Raw genomic sequence first — 18230 nt, 5'->3', positions numbered from 1 at the left:
TTTATAGATAAACTTCATAGTGGGAGAAAAAGATGAAAGAAGCTATACAATATGAAATCAAAAAATTGGAACAAGAACACAATATCAGAATTTTATTTGCCGTAGAATCCGGAAGCCGGGCATGGGGATTCCCATCACAAGATAGCGATTATGACGTGCGCTTTGTCTATATCAGACGTCCTGAATGGTATCTTTCAATCGATGAAAAACGCGATGTAATTGAAGTACCCATTACTAATTTACTAGACATTAACGGATGGGATATTAAAAAGGCGCTCAGGCTGTTTAGAAAGTCAAATCCTTCCTTGATGGAATGGCTGAGTTCGGAAATCGTTTACCACGATGCTTATGGATTTAAGGATGAGATGATAAAGCTGAGGGAGCGTGTTTTTTCTCCAAAAATTTCGATTCATCACTATCTTGGCATGGCGAAGGGGAATTATAGAGATTACCTCAAGGGAGAACAGGTAAAAATAAAAAAATACTTCTATGTTCTTCGGCCTTTGCTAGCTTGCATGTGGATTGAGAGATACAAGGTGAATCCACCCATACTGTTTCAAGAATTGGTAAATAAATTAGTAGCTGATGCAGCGGTAAAAAGCGCAATTGAGAAGCTGCTTAAAAGCAAAATGGCTGGAAAAGAAATTGCTCTTGAAAAGCGTATTGATGTGTTAAATGACTTTATTGAAGAGGGGTTTGCACATCTTAGCGACATTTCGCCTACGTATAGTCGTGAAATGAACGATCCAACTGCCCAGCTTGATGATGTATATCGTAAATACCTAAGGCTAGTCTGGGATTTCAAATAAGAGATTAATCGAAGCGTCTCTTTTTCATCGGGTGACTGATTGTTTACAGACATCTGATCTCGATCATTTTTTCGTTTAGGGATACATAATAGAATTGATTCTTGTTACTCTTGTGATGATTTCAGACACTACATTCAAATTACTTTACTAGGACAAGTTTGAATAATTTGAATAGCCGGCCTTAATGGTCGGCTATTTTTACATTTCTGAATGATGGAGCATAATTGCCTGAAACTAGGTGGGGGCAATAAGTACGCTGTATATTTTTCTTACAAAAATTTATTAATAAGCGCAATCAACGCTGATCCAGGGCATTGATCAGCTTTCTATTAAAGGAACGCTATTATGCATATAGCGTTCTTTTTTGGTGGAATTTGACCTTATTTTCGAAATCAAACACGATCTTTCAGATGGAGCGAAATGATGGATATATGTCCCATTAAGAAGGGAAGTTATAAGGATTTTTGGGGAGGCAAAATTGTTCAAAGTCATGCGTGGATATTTCTTTTGAAATATATACCAAATAAGTTGCGTAGGGTAAAAATATTTGGTTGTGTACAAAATATTTTATATCGTGTAAACTAAGGATGTAATCAATCAAGATAGGAGGAAATAATTGAATGGAGCCATTTTCTTTACCGAAGCTGCAATACAATTATGACGAGTTGGAACCTTATCTCGATGCCAGAACCATGGAAATCCATCATGGTAAGCACCATGCAACTTATGTGACGAATTTGAACAAGGCAATCGAGAACTATCCCCAGTTCAAGAATGCTACTGTAGAAGAATTGATCAGCAATTTGAACGATGTACCGGAAGAAATTCGTACAGCGGTTCGAAATCATGGAGGTGGACATTATAGTCATAGCCTGTACTGGTCCATCATGAGCCCAACTGGGGGCGGGAATCCTGATGGTGGTATAGCGAAGGGAATTGAAAAGCATTTTGGTAGCTTTGCACAGATGAAGGATGAGCTAACAAAAGCTGCTGTAAGCCGATTCGGAGCGGGATGGGGATGGTTGGTTGTCAATGGGGACAAGTTGGAAGTTACCAGTACGCCCAATCAGGATACTCCTTTTATGGAAAATAAAACGCCGATTCTGGTCGTCGATGTTTGGGAGCATGCTTATTATTTACAGTATCAGAATAAAAGGCCGGATTTTGTCTCCTCCTGGTGGAATGTCGTTAACTGGGAGGAAGTTAATCGTCGTTATAACGAAGCGATTCGTTAATTTTGAATTTTCTAAGCTTTGCAGAAGAGACAGATATGCTTCTGCAAAGTTTTTTACTATAAATCTCTTATCTTGCTCAGAGAGGAAGGGTGTCCATGAACAAACACGCGGTTCGATTACGAGAACAATCAACAAGAAATGAGATATTGCTGTTGCTCAAGAAGCGTGGTTCAGTAAGTGTCCAGGAAATGTCGGAGCATTTGGGAGTAACGAGGATGTCTGTTCGCAAGCATTTATATGCGTTAGAGAAGGACAGTTATATCCAATCTAGTATTCTGCGTCAGCGTGTAGGAAGACCAACTTATTCCTATCGACTTACGGTTTTATCCGAAGAATTATTTCCGAATGAATACGATAGTCTGGCCATGGAATTGATTCAGGAGATCAATGACATGTTCGGGGAATCGTTAGTGAATAGCTTATTTGAACGGAGAATGGCAAAGATCGAGAAAAAGTACCGTGAAGCGATGTCAGGACAAAACTTTGAGGAAAGAGTAGCAACCTTGGCCAAAATTCAGGATCAAGAGGGATACATGGTCAAATTAGAAAAAAAACAAGATGATACATACTTATTGGATGAAGCAAACTGTCCTGTTGTAGAAGTTGCAATCCGCAATCGCCAAGCATGTCAATGTGAGGTTGCTCTATTCGCAGCGCTACTTGACGCCGATGTGCAGCGTACGGAATGTATTGCGGACGGGAATGTGAGATGTCGTTATTTGATAAAGGAGAGGGGCAAGAGCTAAGGCTAGTGGGGGAGAAGAAGATGAATCGCAGCTGAAAACGGAAATGATCAATGTATAGTATAGGGAGGAGAGAGTCAGGGCTTTGCATTAGCAACGTTTCTATTTATGGTTGGGGAGTCAATACTAAACTTGGTATAAAATATATCCTTACATAAGAAGAACGGTTTTTAAAGTCAATGTTTGAAAAGGAGAATTACAATCTATTGAGTTTGATACGTAATCATATAAAACAGGACAAAAAGGTAGCTTAATCTTTTTGTCCTGTTGATTTATTTTCCACAACTGATAGGTCTGTCTATGATAACAAAAAGTGTGCCAGTAGGTATGTTTCTTTAAGACTTTGAAAGTTTACACTTGATTTTGCAAGATCGTTATTCAATCTTTCTATCTTTTGAATGAAATCGCCTGTTTTCGTTTTAAGTTCAGAAAGAAATTGTGCTTTATTTATAATCTCATTTTCCCATCCAGCATCATAGATGGAACAAAGCGGAACGGGAGTTACAAATTCCTTAGGAACCCTATCTGTTGCCAGCACGAAATCAATCAATACATTTTCATTCCTATTTTTAATTACGATCCAGTTATCGGGTTCTTCTATGGTTTTAATAGCAGCATACCCCTCCTTTTTTAACATGATTAGAGCCTCATTTAGCATTTGAAACCATGATATGATCCATTCTTGGAAAAAGTTGAATTCATGGATCGTCGCATCTTCAGAATAATATCCATACTCCTGCTCATTAAAAGAAAAGAGTATCAATCCTAAGAAATCATCACCGTAATCTTCTATAAGCTCTTCATGCGTAAGGGAGGAAATTTCTGATTCAGACAAAGCAAGTTGATAATTAATATGAAACATATTAACTCCTTCCTAATAACCAAAATCTTTTAATGTGTATCTATGTGGACCATAAGCAGTACTAAGGTAGAAGTATCAGTAAACTAAGTTATTTTTTAACCCTTATTAAATTGTATTTGAATAATAGCGTTATTCCTAAGTTCATTAGAAAATGCACAACAAATGGTACTAAAATATTATTGGTTTCAAAATATAACCAGCCAAAAGTAAAACTTGGTATGCTTATATTTAGTAGCATGATAGGCTTTTTGAAGTATTGAGTATGAAAACCTAAGAAAAATAAAGTAGTTGCTATAATTCCAATCCATTGGTTCTCTATAAAGATGAAAAGTAAATTTTGAATAATTCCTCTAAACAAAAGTTCTTCAAATAACGCTCCTAAAAGCATAAAGACAAAAATAGGTAACAGCGAATAATTTTGATAACTCTTGTTTGTATCGTCAATGTATTTTGAGGGAATGTAAAGCGTTAAGATTACACCAAACAAAAGTAGAGCAAACGAAGCACTACATATATGCATTATCATTCTGATTGGTTTTTCGAACGATAGGAAATTATGAATTGTGAGTACATCATAAACGATAAGAATAAAAATGATGGCCACGCAAATGAATGTAAAAGAAGAGAATACGAAAACAGCGTCTTTTGGGTTGAAATCCTTTTTTGTTTTCTTGGTTTTGTCTTTCATAGCTTACTTTCTTTTCTGTGACTTTAAAATAATGAAAATACCTTATATTCCTATTTTATCAGAAGGTATAATATCTATAAATAATGATGTAAAAAGCAACAATCTTTTAGAAAACAGCCTAAAGAAAAAGGCAAACAAAAAGTCAGAAGGAGGAACTAGATCAAAATTTCTTTCAGTATGTAGCTGTAGATACGAAAAGAATTGAAGCAATTTTCCTACGATTTTCTAAACAAACATCTGTTAACAAATATACGGTATACTAAAGACTTCTATTAGCAAATGGTATAACTCGATTTGTGATAAGGAAATTGATATTACGTAAGGGAGCATTAACAATGGGTAAAATGGATGAACAAATTTTAGTGGTAAAACGAACGGAACTATTTGATAATGAGCGGTTGGCTTTCCAAGGAATTGAAAAGGAACCTGACAGAATCACGAAGCTAATGAGTAATATTTCATCTCATTATTCTGTTATGAGACGCGGAGATGCTGAGGAAAATCAGGGCTTTAAGCAACCAATTCCATATGTAGTAATTCGCAAGGGCAATGAGCTGTTCATGTACAAACGTCTATCAGGCGGTGGAGAAGTACGCCTGCATGACAAGCTGTCATTAGGTACAGGAGGTCACATGAATGACGAAAATACCAGCAGCTTCGAGGAAGTTTTAGAGATTAACTTACTTAGAGAGCTAGAAGAAGAGCTGGACATACAAGCAACAGATCGAGAGTTTAACACGATTGGCTTTATCAATGATGACGTAGAAGAAGTAGGTAAAGTACATATTGGACTTCTTGTAACACTTGATTTAGATGAAGATGCGACTGTGAGTGTAAGAGAAATTGATCAGTTGGAAGGTAAGTGGACAACCATCGAGGAGTTGTTGCAGCCGGATATATATAGAAGATTAGAAAGCTGGTCAAAATTCGTAGTAGATGTATTGAAGTAGAACGCAGCGGGGGAGCTAACTCCCCCAGTTGTTAAAATGAACAGGTAACGTGGTATGACGGCAAGGGTTTTTACATTTTTTCTAAAGAAAAACAGCGAGCATTTTACGAAAAAAAGATGATATTCTTCCATGAATTGGTTTTTGAGGGTAGATGAGACATCTATATAAGCGAAATCAAGTGAAGTTTCACAGATAAGACATTAGCTATAATTGACGTCAACCAGAGGCGTTGTTAAAATTATCTAGGTAATATTGTGAAAAAAATCACGATATTGATTCTCATTGCTTCAAAATAGTGAAAAGGGGTTGTACATCATGAAAAGAATCGTAACATTGAGTACGCGTAAATTGCAGGATACCGCAAAGTTTGGTGGATGTGGCGCATGCCAGACATCCTGTCAGTCAGCTTGCAAAACTTCCTGTGGAATTGCTAATCAGCAATGTGAAAACAAATTGAACAGATAGGTAATGGAAATGTACCGCCCAACTGCTTTGCGGATGGGCGGCAATTTTTATGGGCAAAAGGAGCTTGATTATCAAGTATGATCCATCAATATAAACTAAACGGATACAACATTGTGCTTGACACCTACAGTGGATCGGTACATGTTGTCGATGACCTCGCTTATGAAATCATCGCACTTTACGAAAATACTTCTACAGAAATAATAGTGGCAATGATGCTGGAAAAGTATGCACATGATTGTGCTATTACTGAGTTGGACATCCGTGAAACCATAGCAGATGTCGAGGAGCTAAAAAAAGACGGGCAACTCTTTACTGAGGATGAATTTAAGGATCTCTCTATTGATCTGAGAAATCGTCAGACCTATGTAAAGGCTCTATGCTTCAATGTTGCGCATACCTGTAATCTGTCATGTGAATATTGCTTTGCTAGTCAGGGGAAATACCACGGAGACAGAGCAATCATGAGCTATGAGGTTGGGCAAAGAGCTATCGATTACCTATTGGAAAACTCGGGTCACCACCGAAATCTCGATATCGATTTCTTCGGCGGAGAACCGCTTATGGCTTGGAAGGTTGTCAAGCAGATAGTCGCTTACGCAAGAAGTAAAGAAAAAGAATACAAAAAGACTTTTCGGTTCACCTTTACTACGAATGGTATGTTACTTAACGATGAGGTTACCGATTTCTTAAATCAAGAAATGTATAATGTTGTATTAAGCCTTGATGGCAGAAAAGAGGTTCATGATCGACTTCGTAAAACAGTCACTGGAGAGGGAAGCTACGATTTTATTGTTCGGAAGTTCCAGGATTTTGTCAAGAAACGTGGAGACAAAGAATACTATGTACGTGGAACCTACACCCAGAACAATCTCGATTTTACCAATGACATTTTTCATATTGCAGACCTTGGATTTGATAAACTCTCGATGGAGCCTGTTATCTGTGATCCAAGCGAGCCCTATGCGCTAACCGAGAATGACCTCCAAGAGATTTATAACCAATATGAAATTCTCGCGAAGGAAATGCTTCAACGTAAGGAAAAGGGCAATGGGTTTACCTTCTACCATTATATGCTTGACCTCTCAGAAGGCCCTTGTATTCAGAAAAGAATCGCTGGCTGTGGTTCAGGAACCGAATACCTTGCTGTCACTCCATGGGGTGATCTTTTCCCTTGCCATCAATTTGTAGGGGATGAGAATTATTGTATGGGAAACATTTGGGATGGGATTACCAAACCAGAGTTGCAATACAAGTTTAAAGAAAGCAACTGCTATTCGAAGCCGGAATGTCAGGACTGCTGGGCAAAACTGTACTGTAGTGGTGGTTGTCCTGCTAATGCGCTTCATGTGACAGGCTCCCTCAATGGAACCTACGACTTCAGTTGTGATATTTTCCGGAAGAGAATTGAATGTTCCATGATGGTTAAGGTAGCCGAATCGATCAGCGCTATGGAGGAGCAAGTCGTGGACTGGGATCACTAATGTGTAATGTTTTAAAAATAAATACCCATATGTTGTCAGTAGAGAAGAGTTCCTTTAGTAATATGGGACTCTTTTTTATATACATCAATAGTAAGGTGGTAACTAAGGGATAAAATGTGAAGTGGTACAGGAAAAGGTGGGGAGGTTTCCTTATGCAAATGAGGAACAGTGTTCTAGATATAGGGATTGGAAGGATAAAAGCTACTTGCCATGTCACATTAGTTCTTGCAAGTTGCATTGTAGGTATTTATATCGTGTATAAGATATCTTTGGCTTGAATCAGTCTGCCGCCGCAACTAGTGAGTAATTCGAAGGGATTAATACTTGTGCTAGTAAAGTCATTCCGCTTATGGTTGAGGAGGAAAATTGGTATGCAATCTCTACTGCTTGCTCTTGTGTAATAATTTCAAATGATACCCCATAATGAGCCTCCTTTTATCACCTAGAACATTTCTTAGTTTAACAAGCTGAGTTTATCATAAGTGTTTATAAGAATGTAAAAAAGCAACTGCTCATAAAGTCAGTTGCTTCCATTATAAAGGTTTTTGCAGATATACCGTGATAGTCTTACAAAAGAAAATAGCAGCTTTTAAATAATTAGCTCTCATGTAAAAGCCTCGTCATCTTGTCCATAAAATCCTCATAGTCCTTGGCTTTAATTAGCTCATTGACATTTTTCCATTCCGATAGAATATTGATTACGCCTTCGAAAAAGGGGCTGAATAATTCGCGCTGATGTTTGTTGATTGAAATCATCACAATGGCTTGCACCTTCTCTTTTCCCCAATTTACCGGGCGGTCCAGAATCATAATGCAAATACCTGTCTTTTCAGCATCCATATGCATAGAATGTGGAACAGCTACATTGTTGTTAAAGGCAGTGGAGGACATTCGCTCTCTCTCTAATACAGACTTTCCGTAGTCTTGGGACACATAGCCTTTCTCATAAAGCAGATTCGACATGAATGCAATGTAGGCTTCATCACTGTCAAGATATACATTCTTCATAAATAAATCTTCATCAAAATATAAGTCAAGATATTGCTTTAGGCTGCGTATCTTTTTTTGCTTATTTAGTTTGTTTATTTGACTTTGAATATATTCATAATCTTCTTCTGTCAGGTAAGGGTGAACAAATACAGATGGGACTTGTTCCTTCTGTAAAGGCAGTGTGCTGATGATTAAGTCTATTTCCTCGAATAAAGCAACCTCACTGGAGTCAGATGAAACTTTAATAATCTCTAAAGAATCATGAAATTTCTTTTCTAGCTTTTGAATCAGTTGTACTTGCATATCATAGTAGTTAGGACAAATAACTGCACATAAAATCTTTTTTTCTAGGCTTACCTTTCGTTCAAAGTAAGACCCGATATGAAAAGCAATATAAGAAATCTCATCCTCCTTAATATGGATGTTTTCCATCAACTGAATTTGATTGGATATAAAGACAGCCAATTCATAAATGAGAGGATAGGAATGCTTTAATTTATGCGTTAAAGGATTTTTAGCCATTTGCTCATTTTTTGCCCGAAAAATTAAATTGCGTATATGGAGCGTGAAATTGACAAAAAATTCATCATCAAGGATTTCAATAAAATAACGTTCATGTACCTTCTCTAGCAATTTTTTAGAGAGGTTCACATAATGCTCATCAACATAATGATTTAAAGAGCTAGGCGTCAATGACTGATAATTAAGCAATGTCGTTTTACTTGATAAAAGCAAAATAAAATTATAGCGCTCCGATTCGTTAAAACGGATACTGTACTGTGCTTCCAGAAAATCAGCGATTTTATTGGCTGCTTTTGTTTCAAGATTGCTTTTTAATTTATGGAGATTAGTTGCTTGAATAACCGAGTTGTTATTTTTTATTCGGTCCACGGTAATAACAAGGTGGAGAAGGATATTATTCATAATATAATCGTTCACATACAAATTATGTTCGCCCAGAATGGAAACGATTTCATTTTTTAGTAAAGAAACATCATAATCCGGAAAGGAATCTTGAACAGCTTTTAAGCTTAAAAATTCGTTGGAGGTTTCTTGTGAAATAATAAAGCTCATTAATTTCCGCTTATCGCTCTCTTCACCTGTTAAAATGAGCATGTCTTTTCTATGGCGGATTTTTAATTGATAGGGCTTAATAATTTTATTTGCATGAACGATGTCATTTTCGATTGAAGAAACACTTAAAAAAAGTCTATCACCAAGATCAAAGATATTTACCCCTTCCGAGTGTAGAATTAATTCCTTCAATATGACTTTCATACGATCCATGGGAGAAGTAGGATTATCGTCTGTTTTTACTTGGTTCCTACTTACAAGCTGATATCCTTGGGGAGAGGAAGCGATAATGATTTGATCCTGGTTAATTTCGTTAGCATATTTTCTGATGGTTCTTGTGGATACTTTAAAATAATTCGCCAAGCTTGTCGCTGTACACCAATCATTTTTAGATGCTAGGTATTGAATGAAAGCCTCTTTACGATCATTTTTCATAACAGAGCTCCTTATATGAAAGATATAGGGTTCCTCATTTTATTATAAAAAAAGAATAATATGCATTCGAATAAAAAAAGTTCCTACAGATAGGAACTTTTTTTAGTTGGTTCCTTCAGAGGAAAGATGAAATACTTTCATACAAATGAACGCTAAATGAGGGAACTATGAAAATGAGTCAAAAAATGATGAATTATACACTTGTTGTCATTAGCACAGTTGTGACAGCCTTTGGGATTTCACTGGTTTTGCTTGCGGAATTAGGGGTAGATCCGATTAGTACGTTCTTATTGGGCGGACTACATTTTATTCCGATTCGATTTGGGACAGCAAGTCAGATCTTTAGTCTGACCTGTTTAGTCATTAATTATTTTCTTAACCGAAAGTTTTTCGGGATGGGAAGTCTTATTTTCAGTATTGGATGCGGTTATTTTATTAACTTATTTCTTGCAATGGATGGAATGACTTCATTATTCCTGCAATCTATACCAAGTATATGCATTGCATTGATTGGTATCTTGATTTACGGATGTGGAACAGGTCTCTTTTTATCTACAAAAACAGGAATGGGACCGTTAGAAGGCCTTATGTTCTTTTTCTCCACGCGATTAAACGTGACCATAAAGGTAACAAGAATGACCATTGATGGAATTTTAGTCGTTACGGGGATTTTATTAGGTGGTTTATACGGTATCGGAACCATTCTTTGTATCTTTTTAGTTGGACCTGTTATTGAACTTTCATTAAAGGTTTTCACATCGTTATCAAAAAAAGTTGGAAAACGATCTATGTAGAAAGGATAGTATATTTGCTTTTTTGAAAGGTAGAGAATAGAAATATGAGGTCAATTATCGTTCCTATGGGTAGGAACTTTTATTGTTGGTTTTAAAATTCGACCAATGCAATACTAAGCATGTAAGCGAAACCAAAAAATGATTCAGGGGGAATTTGAAATGACAAGAGTATTGTTAATCTGTGGAGCAGGTGCTTCAAGCGGCTTTATGGCAAACGCTATTCGTAAAGCAGGCAAAAAAAGAGGAATGGAAATGTCTGTACAAGCACGAAGCGAGTCACAATTATCGGAGTATCTAAATGAAATCGATGTTTTGTTAATTGGTCCTCACTTGAAATATATGGAGGATGAATTGAAAGAGAAAGTAAGAGACTATCAGATTAAAGTATCTGTTATCCCGCAAATCATTTATGGCACTTTAGATGGCAATAAAGCGTGCGACCTTATTACTAACCTACTTGAATCGGGTGAATAACATGATGGAGAAAATAATGACTTTTATGAACGAATCGTTTAGTCCAAGGGTTAATAAAATCACGAAAAACCCGTGGGTATCATCGATCCAGGATGCGGTTATGACTATTCTGCCTCTAATCCTTGTCGGTTCGCTAATTACGATTGTTAGTCTATTAAATAGTGTATTTTCGTGGCTCCCTGATTTTTCTTTAATTAATACATTTACATTCGGTCTGCTGGGCTTATTCGTTTCCTTCTTAATCCCATATTTCATTATGGAGAAAAAGAAACTCGATAATAAAAAGCTAATAGCAGGCTCAACAGGTTTGGCTCTTTATCTGTTCTTATTGTCGCCAGTCATCTTGGAGAACGGACAAATTCAGTTCATGCTAGATCGATTTGGAGCAACTGGTATGTTCCTGTCATTGATAGTCGGCTTGTTTGTTGGATTTGTACTTGTTCAATTCTCCAAATTCTCGTTTTTCTCAGAGGATTCATCAATTCCGGACTTTATCGTTGTTTGGTTTGACACACTTATTCCGATTACGCTGATTATGCTGACTGGATGGCTGATTGGTGTTCAAGCAAAAATTGATTTCTTTGAAGTAATCCTAGCGATCTTTAAACCCTTATCAAGTATTGTTCAAAGCTATCCTGGATTTGTTTTATCTGTCTTCATTCCAGCGTTTCTGTACACGTTTGGTATTAGCGGCTGGGTGATGATGCCAGTTATTTATCCCGTTTATTTATCAGGTCTTGCCGAAAATGCGCAAGTAGCAGCGTCTGGCGGAGACCCAACCAATATCGCAGTTATGGAAACGCTTTATGCCTTTACAAGCATGGGTGGAATCGGTACGACTTTGCCTCTCGTTATCATGATGTTCTTCCTGGGAAAGTCGATGCGTATGAAAGCTATTGGACAGGCAACGATCGTTCCCTCTATCTTTAATATCAATGAACCATTAATGTTTGGGGCACCAATAGTCTTTAACCCATTTTTAATGATTCCGATGTGGATCACTGCAATTGTTATTCCGAGTATTACGTACTGGGTGCTGCATGCAGGCTGGGTAAGTATCCCGACGAAGACTTTCATGCTTTGGTATTTGCCAATGCCGATTTCATCATATTTGGCAACTCAAGATTGGAGAGCTATTGTTTTAGCAATGATATTATTTGTCGTAGCATTTATTATCTTCTTCCCGTTCTTTAAAGCTTACGATATTCAAGAGAGGAAGAAAGAATTAGAAGTAAGCGAATATGAACAGTAATTCGTTATAGCATTCCAAAACAACAATAAAGGAGATTGTACCATGATTGATAGAGAACAAGAACTAGAAGCGCTGTATTTAATATCAATGCAAATGATCCTGCATGCAGGTGATGCCCGCAATGATGTCATGGAAGCGTTAAAATGCTGCGAAGAGGAGGAATACGACCGTGCTGAAAAAGTATTAGAAAAAGCAAATAAAGATATCGTTGCATCTCATAAGCTGCAAACAGAAACCGTACAAAAAGAAGCACAGGGAGAGGAAGCCATTTTCTCACTGCTGTTTGCCCATGCCCAAGATACGTTAATGACTGTAAAGAGCGAATATGAAATTGCCAAACGGTTAGTTCGCGTTTTTAGAAGAATTGATGAAAAAATTGATGGAAAGAAGGCATAACCATGAGAACGTATGAAGGTACTTTTCCAAAAGATTTTCTATGGGGCGGTGCGGTTGCGGCTAACCAATGCGAAGGTGCTTTTGGGATTGGCGGAAAAGGATTTAGCCTTGCTGATGTTCACCGGTATCGTAGTGATCAAGATATTACAAGTCATGATTCTGATATGACTCTTGCGAAAGTGAAAGAAGCGATTGAAGACAAAGTCGGTTACTATCCGAAAAGACATGGAATCGACTTTTATCACACTTATAAAGAAGATTTACAGCTTCTGGCCGAAATGGGCTTTAAAACTTTTCGAACATCTATTGATTGGTCCCGTATTTTTCCGAATGGTGATGACCAAGAGCCGAACGAAGAAGGGCTTGCTTTCTATGATAAGTTAATTGATGAAATCAGAAGTCTTGGTATGGAGCCAATTATTACAATGCTTCACTACGAAACACCGTTAAACATTACACTTCAATATGGAGGATGGAATAATCGCAAAGTAATTGATTTTTTCGTCCGGTATGGAGAAGTATTGCTTGATCGTTACAAAGACAAAGTGAAATATTGGATTGTGATCAATCAAATCAATTTAATGTATCATGAATCCTTTAACTCGATTGCGATTTGCAAAGACCAGGTGGATCATTTAGACGAGGCTAAGTACCAGGCTATTCACAATCAGATGGTTGCATCGGCTCGTATTGTTAAAAAGGCGCGAGAATTGAGTTCTTCTCTTCAAATGGGCACTATGCTGGCCGATTGTACAGCCTATCCAGAGAGCTGCCATCCGGATGATATTGTACTGGCGCTGAAAAGAAATCGCCTACAATATTACTTTACCGATGTTCAATTTAGAGGCGAATACCCTGGCTATATGAGACGTTTCTTTCATGAAAATGATATTTCAATTAACGAACAGCCAGAGGATGCAACTATTTTAAAACAAAACACTATGGACTTTCTGGCCATCTCATACTACTATTCTTCCATGGTTTCAGCAAAAAGGAATGGTATGAACCCCATTGATTTAAGTAAAAACCCGCATCTAAAAGCAAATCCATGGGGCTGGGCTGTCGATCCTAAAGGCTTATATAACGCATTATGCCAATATTATGATCGCTATCAAGTGCCAATCATGATCGCTGAAAACGGTTTTGGCATGTATGACAAGCTGGAAGATGGGATGGTTCATGATGATTACCGTATCACGTATCTATCTGAGCATATCACCCAAGTTAAGGAAGCTGTTAAAGATGGTGTGGAAATTTTCGCGTATTGTGCTTGGGGACCGATTGATATTGTCAGCTGTTCTTCGGCTGAAATGGAAAAACGCTATGGCTTCATTTATGTTGATATAGACAATGAAGGGAATGGCTCGCGAAAACGTATTAAAAAAGACAGCTTTTACTGGTATAAAAAAGTGATTGAAACGAACGGAGAGTTTATTTAACGGAATATTCAATCGGATCACCTGTGCATACCAGTTAAAGTTGGAAGAGTTTGTATACAAATAAAAAATGCTACATTCAGCAAAATGTATTGACAAGACAATAAAGGGAGGCAAGCAACTTGAGAAAAAATCCAGCTACATTTCCTAAAAACTTTTTATGGGGAGGCGCCATTGCGGCAAATCAAGCAGAGGGTGCTTATTTAGAAGGCGGAAAAGGACTTTGTGTAGCAGATATCAATAAGTTTACTGATGACGTGAGTATTAAGGAAAAAGGCAATTATGAATTGACAACAAAAGACATTCAGTTTGCTCTAGAAGATAAAGAAGGTCATTATCCAAAACGGTCATCGATTGATTTCTATCACCGTTATAAAGAAGATTTAAAAATGCTTGCAGAAACGGGAATGAATTCGTTTCGTACATCTATCAACTGGGCACGCATTTTTCCGAAAGGCGATGAGACAGAACCGAATGAAGAAGGATTGAGATTTTACGATGATCTTATTGATGAGATTATTAAAAATGGAATGGAACCTCTCATTACCGTTTCCCATTATGAAATGCCATTGCATTTAGCAACCGAATATAATGGATGGTATAACCGAAAAATGATCGATTTTTTTGTCCAATACTGTGAAGTATTATTTAACAGATATAAAGATAAAGTGAGATACTGGATTCTTGTAAACCAAATTAACTTAATTACGTTTGAATCATTCAATCACCTCGGTATTCCGGCAGATCGTGTGGAAAACTTGTTGGAAGCCAAATACCAAGGTGCACACAATGAGCTTGTTGCTTGTGCGAGAGCAACAAAAATAGCAAAAGAAATCAATCCTAAGATACAAATCGGAATGATGCTCTTTGATGCAATTTCTCATCCCGCAACATGTAAGCCGGAAGATGTACTGGCAACGGTAAAACGCAACCAAATGGAGTATTATTTCTCTGATATTCTCATGCGTGGTAAATACCCAAATTATGCGTTCCGCTTCTTTGAGGAGAATAATATTACGATTCAATTCGGAGAACATGATGAAGAAGATTTTAAAAATACAGCAGATTTCTTTAGCTTCTCATACTACTACACGCGAATTTCTGATGCAGAAAGTGCAAAGAAGCTTAACTCTGCATACTTAAATCCGGAGCTGAAAGCAAGCGATTGGGGCTGGTCCATTGATCCGATCGGTTTAAGAACTGCTTTAAATCTGTACTATGATCGCTACCAAAAACCGATCATGATTACTGAAAACGGTATTGGTGCATATGACAAGGTTGATGAGAACGGCGAAATTCATGACCCGTATCGCATTGAATTCCTTAAACGCCACATTGAACAAATAAAAGAAGCAATTAAAGACGGTGTGGAAGTAATCGGCTACTATCCGTGGGGACCAATCGATATTGTCAGCTGCTCATCATCCGAAATGTCTAAACGCTACGGTTTCATCTACGTCGAAAAAGATGATTATGGCAATGGAACACTCGAAAGAAAGAAAAAAGAGAGCTTTTATTGGTATCAGAGGGTTGTTCAGTCGAACGGAGAAGAGTTGTCATAAAAGAATCTTACAAAAAAGTTTACCTGATATTTTTACGAATCCCGAAAGATAATTGGTTAACCGGTGAAGCATGTAACGATGTCCTTACATGTAAGAACGAAAATGCCACCTGCTTTACATGCGAGTCGTTTCATTTACTGATCAGGAAACTGTAACGAGTTCCCTCAAAACATGTAGGAAAAACCGTTTTCCTACGTTGGTTTTGGGGGACTATGTTTTATTTTTTTAAAAAAATTATTTTTTTGAATATAGGTTCTAAAATAAATCCAGCAACTAATAAACCGAGTCCATTTGCTATCATATTATTTGGAATGAACATATTAAATAAATAAATCATCGTTCCGTAAAGTATAATTCTTAATGTTATCATTGCAATATTAGACATATAATTATCTCTCCTTTTAGCTTGAATATTAAAAATAATACCAGATATCTATTTATTATCGGTGATAATGTCCATATTGTCTTTGAGAAATGGTATGCCGTTTAAATAGTTCTTTTCGTGGAAATGACTATGTGTGACAATCTGTTATGGAGGCGATTAAGAATTGAAATACAGCATTAAGCTGTGCATAGTTTGCTATGATAAAAAATGAATACAAAACATTATGTAAATTTGCTTAAGGAGTGGGATGGGGCATATTTTTATATGCTCAAGACTTACTTGTAAAGCAATTTTTATAATGCGGATAGGTTGAAGAATGATGGTCTGAAGGAGGGCAGGAGTAGCTCTCTTTTTTATTTTTCATAAAGTTGCTTTCCTATCTCTTAGTATAATAGGAATTTACTTGTTTTCAAAAAACGAAACTAGATGAGAAAGTGTGCCATATAAGTGTGGAAAGGGTATAATAAATTGGCAAAAGTAGACACTAAAAGGGATTGGCTAGTACTGGAATTGAGATAGAGCTAGCCAAAAGTACATAGAATATCAATATTTTTGTGTAAAGGAAAAGTAAAGATACAAAAATCATAAATAAGAAAAGGGGAAATGGAGATCCGATGACGCAGAGAAAGGCAATGCAAGAAGCAGGATGGAACTTTGACAACAGTTATGCACGTTTGCCAGAATCATTTTTTTCAAGTCTCAACTTAAACCCTGTACGCTCACCAAAGCTGATTATTCTTAATAAAAAGCTGGCAGAAGCACTTGGGTTAAACATGGAGGCACTTCAAAGCGAAGATGGAGTAGAAGTGCTTGCTGGCAATCGAATCCCCGAAGGTGCTTTTCCTATTGCTCAAGCTTATGCGGGTCATCAATTTGGGCATTTTACGATGCTAGGAGATGGACGGGCTCTGCTGCTTGGAGAGCAGATCACCCCTCTAGGTAAACGCTTTGATATACAACTAAAGGGTTCAGGAAAAACAGCATACTCTCGTCGGGGCGATGGTCGAGCAGCACTTGGGCCGATGCTACGTGAATATATCATCAGCGAAGCAATGCATGCGCTTGGTATTCCTACTACCCGGAGTCTAGCGGTGGTGACAACCGGTGAGACAGTCATCCGTGAAACTGACCTGCCTGGTGCAATTCTAACACGAGTGGCTGACAGTCATATTCGTGTCGGCACCTTTCAATACGTTTTAAAATGGGGCACGATTGATGAACTCCGAGTCCTAGCGGATTATACATTGCAAAGACATTTTCCAGAGGCTGAGGCTGGTGATAATCCCTATCTTTCATTACTTAAGGAAGTCATCAAGCGTCAGGCCTCACTGATTGCTAAGTGGCAACTAGTAGGCTTTATTCACGGGGTGATGAATACCGATAACATGGCCATTAGTGGAGAAACCATTGATTATGGTCCTTGCGCTTTCATGGATGCCTATGATCCGGCAACAGTATTTAGTTCCATAGACATTCAGGGGCGTTATGCCTATGGCAACCAGCCACGTATTGCTGCATGGAATCTCTCGCGATTCGCTGAAACCCTCCTGCCTCTGCTCCATGACGATCATGAGCAGGCGGTCAAACTGGCCCAGGATGCCATTTCAGATTTTACTGAGTTATATCGCAGTAATTGGATTGCGGGAATGAGAGCAAAGCTTGGAATCGGTAATGAGGAGAAACAGGATGAATCCCTTATTGAAGATCTCCTCACTATAATGCAGAAGTATCGTGCGGACTATACCAATACCTTCCTTGCATTAACCTTTGGTAGGCTAGAGGATACGGTTCTGTCTGGAACCCCAGAGTTTGCCCAGTGGCATGAAATGTGGCAGGCTCGCCGAGGCAGACAGCAGGGATCGAAATCAACCTCGTATCAATTGATGCAAAACAGCAATCCTGCGCTAATTCCACGGAATCATCGGGTAGAAGAAGCTTTAGAAAGCGCAGTACAACAAGGAGATTACAGCGTGATGGAGCGGCTTCTTATTGCTCTTTCCAATCCTTATACTCACTCTACCGAACAGGCTGAATATTGTACACTCCCTCCGCAGTCAGCTATTCCTTACCGAACCTATTGCGGTACCTGATTATATAGAGCCGTTTGAGAATGAGATGACTGCATCCATTGTTTGTACAATCTTGGCTCACCAAGCACCTGTTTTATTTATTGAAGCTTTGCTGAAGTAAATCATT

The 18230-nt window shown here is 37.8% G+C and carries 17 protein-coding genes; 13 read left to right on the top strand and 4 right to left on the bottom strand.

Annotated features, from left to right (window positions below):
* The first annotated feature begins 32 nt into the window (after window positions 1–32).
* From O0550_RS10540 to O0550_RS10530, 3 genes are all read left to right on the top strand, one after another.
* Complete coding sequence (locus tag O0550_RS10540) at window positions 33–809, top strand: nucleotidyltransferase domain-containing protein (RefSeq protein WP_003345491.1); 777 nt, start codon at window positions 33–35, stop codon at window positions 807–809.
* Window positions 810–1429: 620 nt separating this feature from the next.
* Window positions 1430–2044, top strand: a complete 615-nt coding sequence (locus tag O0550_RS10535; protein ID WP_258426264.1) for a superoxide dismutase — start codon at window positions 1430–1432, stop codon at window positions 2042–2044.
* A gap of 95 nt (window positions 2045–2139) precedes the next feature.
* Window positions 2140–2790: a helix-turn-helix transcriptional regulator gene (locus O0550_RS10530; RefSeq protein WP_003345494.1), complete on the top strand. Its 651-nt coding sequence runs from the start codon at window positions 2140–2142 to the stop codon at window positions 2788–2790.
* A gap of 295 nt (window positions 2791–3085) precedes the next feature.
* On the opposite strand, the gene O0550_RS10525 is transcribed toward O0550_RS10530, so the two are convergent.
* Together O0550_RS10525 and O0550_RS10520 are read right to left on the bottom strand one after the other, a co-directional pair.
* Window positions 3086–3649: a hypothetical protein gene (locus tag O0550_RS10525; protein ID WP_258426263.1), complete on the bottom strand. Its 564-nt coding sequence runs from the start codon at window positions 3647–3649 to the stop codon at window positions 3086–3088.
* 88 nt (window positions 3650–3737) lie between these two features.
* Entirely contained in the window at window positions 3738–4337 is a 600-nt protein-coding gene (locus tag O0550_RS10520) for a CPBP family intramembrane glutamic endopeptidase (RefSeq protein ID WP_258426262.1), read from the bottom strand.
* Window positions 4338–4672: 335 nt separating this feature from the next.
* Here O0550_RS10520 and O0550_RS10515 point away from each other — a divergent pair, with 335 nt between their 5' ends.
* The 3 genes from O0550_RS10515 (at window position 4673) to scfB (ending at window position 7236) form a co-directional block, all read left to right on the top strand.
* Window positions 4673–5287 carry a hypothetical protein gene (locus tag O0550_RS10515; RefSeq protein ID WP_258426261.1) on the top strand — a complete coding sequence of 205 codons (615 nt, stop codon included), beginning with the start codon at window positions 4673–4675 and terminating at the stop codon, window positions 5285–5287.
* Window positions 5288–5602: 315 nt separating this feature from the next.
* Window positions 5603–5752 carry a six-cysteine ranthipeptide SCIFF gene (gene scfA, locus O0550_RS10510; RefSeq protein ID WP_003346275.1) on the top strand — a complete coding sequence of 50 codons (150 nt, stop codon included), beginning with the start codon at window positions 5603–5605 and terminating at the stop codon, window positions 5750–5752.
* A 77-nt stretch (window positions 5753–5829) separates the two neighbouring features.
* Window positions 5830–7236 carry a thioether cross-link-forming SCIFF peptide maturase gene (scfB, locus tag O0550_RS10505; RefSeq protein ID WP_181748507.1) on the top strand — a complete coding sequence of 469 codons (1407 nt, stop codon included), beginning with the start codon at window positions 5830–5832 and terminating at the stop codon, window positions 7234–7236.
* Window positions 7237–7833: 597 nt separating this feature from the next.
* Here scfB and O0550_RS10500 read toward each other — a convergent pair.
* Window positions 7834–9735 carry a BglG family transcription antiterminator gene (locus O0550_RS10500; RefSeq protein ID WP_258426260.1) on the bottom strand — a complete coding sequence of 634 codons (1902 nt, stop codon included), beginning with the start codon at window positions 9733–9735 and terminating at the stop codon, window positions 7834–7836.
* Window positions 9736–9902: 167 nt separating this feature from the next.
* On the opposite strand from O0550_RS10500, the gene O0550_RS10495 reads away from it, so the two are divergent.
* The 6 genes from O0550_RS10495 to O0550_RS10470 all read left to right on the top strand — a co-directional run bounded on the left by O0550_RS10495 (window position 9903) and on the right by O0550_RS10470 (window position 15649).
* Window positions 9903–10529 (top strand): YczE/YyaS/YitT family protein, encoded by a 627-nt coding sequence (locus tag O0550_RS10495; RefSeq protein WP_258426259.1) that lies wholly within the window; start codon window positions 9903–9905, stop codon window positions 10527–10529.
* Between the two features lie 159 nt (window positions 10530–10688).
* Window positions 10689–11003 carry a PTS sugar transporter subunit IIB gene (locus O0550_RS10490; RefSeq protein WP_003337342.1) on the top strand — a complete coding sequence of 105 codons (315 nt, stop codon included), beginning with the start codon at window positions 10689–10691 and terminating at the stop codon, window positions 11001–11003.
* Window position 11004: 1 nt separating this feature from the next.
* Window positions 11005–12255: a PTS sugar transporter subunit IIC gene (locus O0550_RS10485; protein WP_082457689.1), complete on the top strand. Its 1251-nt coding sequence runs from the start codon at window positions 11005–11007 to the stop codon at window positions 12253–12255.
* A 42-nt stretch (window positions 12256–12297) separates the two neighbouring features.
* Window positions 12298–12651, top strand: coding sequence for a PTS lactose/cellobiose transporter subunit IIA (locus tag O0550_RS10480; protein ID WP_003337344.1), 354 nt, complete (start codon window positions 12298–12300; stop codon window positions 12649–12651).
* A gap of 2 nt (window positions 12652–12653) precedes the next feature.
* Window positions 12654–14090, top strand: a complete 1437-nt coding sequence (locus O0550_RS10475) for a glycoside hydrolase family 1 protein (RefSeq protein WP_258426258.1) — start codon at window positions 12654–12656, stop codon at window positions 14088–14090.
* A 119-nt stretch (window positions 14091–14209) separates the two neighbouring features.
* The gene (locus tag O0550_RS10470) at window positions 14210–15649 is read left to right on the top strand and encodes a glycoside hydrolase family 1 protein (protein WP_258426257.1); all 1440 of its coding nucleotides are present in this window, start codon (window positions 14210–14212) and stop codon (window positions 15647–15649) included.
* A 217-nt stretch (window positions 15650–15866) separates the two neighbouring features.
* Here O0550_RS10470 and O0550_RS10465 read toward each other — a convergent pair whose 3' ends face one another.
* On the bottom strand, window positions 15867–16034 hold the full coding sequence (locus O0550_RS10465) for a hypothetical protein (RefSeq protein WP_258426256.1): 168 nt from the start codon (window positions 16032–16034) through the stop codon (window positions 15867–15869).
* 614 nt (window positions 16035–16648) lie between these two features.
* Here O0550_RS10465 and O0550_RS10460 point away from each other — a divergent pair.
* The gene (locus O0550_RS10460; RefSeq protein ID WP_101668153.1) at window positions 16649–18124 is read left to right on the top strand and encodes a protein adenylyltransferase SelO; all 1476 of its coding nucleotides are present in this window, start codon (window positions 16649–16651) and stop codon (window positions 18122–18124) included.
* Window positions 18125–18230: the final 106 nt, after the last annotated feature.

It is taken from the genome of Brevibacillus halotolerans, from assembly GCF_026891775.1.
In the GTDB taxonomy this organism is placed as follows: domain Bacteria; phylum Bacillota; class Bacilli; order Brevibacillales; family Brevibacillaceae; genus Brevibacillus_B; species Brevibacillus_B halotolerans.
The sequence above is the reverse complement of the archived record's forward strand: the minus strand, read 5'-3'. Positions and strand labels throughout refer to the sequence as shown.